Source organism: Mordavella massiliensis, assembly GCF_016902415.1.
Lineage (GTDB): Bacteria > Bacillota > Clostridia > Lachnospirales > Lachnospiraceae > Merdimonas > Merdimonas faecigallinarum.
In genome coordinates this window covers 1-1,774 of record NZ_JACJLV010000094.1, presented here as the reverse complement: position 1 = coordinate 1,774, position 1,774 = coordinate 1, and the positions used below count along the sequence as shown (strand labels likewise).

Below are 1,774 nucleotides of genomic sequence, written 5' to 3'. Positions count from 1 at the left end.
TGATGTTGAATATCAACTACGGGCATAACAGGGAATTGATGAAGAAGTGCAGGCGTCTGGAGGAATACGCCATATTCGTGGATACCATCCGGAAGAATCAGGCGAAAGGGCAAGATTTGCAGGAAGCAGTGGAAACGGCGGTGGAAAGCTGTATTGCCGGCGGGGTTCTGGCGGATATTCTGAGAGCGCAGAAAGCAGAGGTGGTACAGATGGTACTGGAAGGATTTGATCAGGAAGCATATGAGAAAGCCATGAAAAAAGAGGGTTATGAAGATGGCTATCAGGAGGGAAAAGAAGACGGCTATCAGGAGGGAATCGAGCAAGGAATCGAGCGGGGAATCTGTGGATTGATTCGTTCCCTGAAGGAATTCGACATTCCGAAGGGGCAGATTTTGCAAAAACTTCAGGACACCTATGAGCTTACAGAAGAAGAAGCCAGGGGTTGTATAGAGAAATATTGGTAGACTGATAACCTGGAAGCTGAGGAGGAACTTTATGAAACGGGAATTAGGAATTGCCAGATGTGGCCTTGCATGCTGTTTATGCACAGAGAATCCGGAGTGCAATGGATGTGGATCAAACGGCTGCCCGGATAATGATTCTTGTGAGAACAAAAAATGTTCAATTGCAAAAGGGCTGACACATTGTTATGAGTGTGAAGAAGATTGCAGAAAAGGATTATTGAGCAAAATTAAGCCATATACATTTAGTCTGTTTGCCAAAAAGTATGGAGAGGAAAAGCTTCTGGATTGTTTGGAGAGAAATGAGAAAAATGGTGTTGTGTATCATCGAGAGGGTATAAACGGGGATTACGATGACTTTGATGATGTAGAACAGTTAATGAATTTTATCTTAACAGGAGCGCGATAGCCCGATGTTGAAGCTTTTATGAAAAAAACGGATGTGAAAAGAGTTTACATACGATTGATTTAAGGAGAAAGCAAAATGGCGGTTTCAAATATAAAAGCGCTGATTCCCGGCGAGCTTCACAAAGTGTGGGATTTTGTTTTGGACATTGAGAATTACGCTGCCTGGAGAAGTGACTTGAGTAAAACAGTAGTTATCAGTGACAGGCAATTTATCGAATATACTAAAGACGGATATCCTACGACCTTTACCGTGACGCTTGTTGAGCCATACAGACGATGGGAATTTGATATGGAAAACAGCAATATGACAGGCCATTGGACTGGCGTTTTTACTGCCAAAGGAAGTGAAACAGAGATAGATTTTACGGAGCAAGTGGAAGCGAAGAAATTATTAATGAAACCCTTTGTAAAGTCTTATTTGAGAAAGCAGCAGACACAGTTTGTTGCGGACATAAGAAAAGCATTGGGCGGCTTATATCCACTATCTCCGGATTTATAGAAAATTTGAAGAAATAGAACAATTAGAGAAGTTGATATGAAAAAAATCAGTTTGTTTATAGCGATGAGCCTTGACGGGTATATCGCAGACAGTAAAGGGAGTGTTGACTGGTTGCCCGGTCAAGGCGATGATGACGATAATGTTGATGCATATTCGAAATTCGTAAAAAACATTGATACTGTGGTAATGGGATGGAATACCTATCATCAAATCGTCACAGAACTTTCACCGGACGAATGGGTTTATCAAGATTTTATAACCTATGTTGTGACACATAATCCAAAGGAATCGTCTGATAAAATTCATTTTGTTAATGAAAGCCCTGTTAATCTGATAAAAAGATTGCGGGAAGAAAATGGAAAAGGTATTTGGATCTGTGGTGGAGCAAACCTGATTCAACAACTGG

General features: G+C 41.1%; 3 protein-coding genes and 1 pseudogene. All 4 read left to right on the top strand.

Annotated features, from left to right (window positions below; translation table 11 throughout):
* Positions 1-464, top strand: a pseudogene (locus tag H6A13_RS12830) (hypothetical protein); the annotation flags it as partial.
* A 31-nt stretch (positions 465-495) separates the two neighbouring features.
* Positions 496-870: a DUF3795 domain-containing protein gene (locus H6A13_RS12825; protein ID WP_106788237.1), complete on the top strand. Its 375-nt coding sequence runs from the start codon at positions 496-498 to the stop codon at positions 868-870.
* Between the two features lie 75 nt (positions 871-945).
* On the top strand, positions 946-1,368 hold the full coding sequence (locus tag H6A13_RS12820) for an SRPBCC family protein (protein WP_204909927.1): 423 nt from the start codon (positions 946-948) through the stop codon (positions 1,366-1,368).
* 36 nt (positions 1,369-1,404) lie between these two features.
* The coding region (locus H6A13_RS12815) for a dihydrofolate reductase family protein (RefSeq protein WP_204909926.1) at positions 1,405-1,774 on the top strand (370 nt) is incomplete at its 3' end.

Coding starts and splice junctions, on each gene's coding strand:
- H6A13_RS12820 (WP_204909927.1), top strand. CDS start 946: ATGGCGGTTTCAAATATAAAAGCGCTGATTCCCGGCGAGCTTCACAAA.
- H6A13_RS12825 (WP_106788237.1), top strand. CDS start 496: ATGAAACGGGAATTAGGAATTGCCAGATGTGGCCTTGCATGCTGTTTA.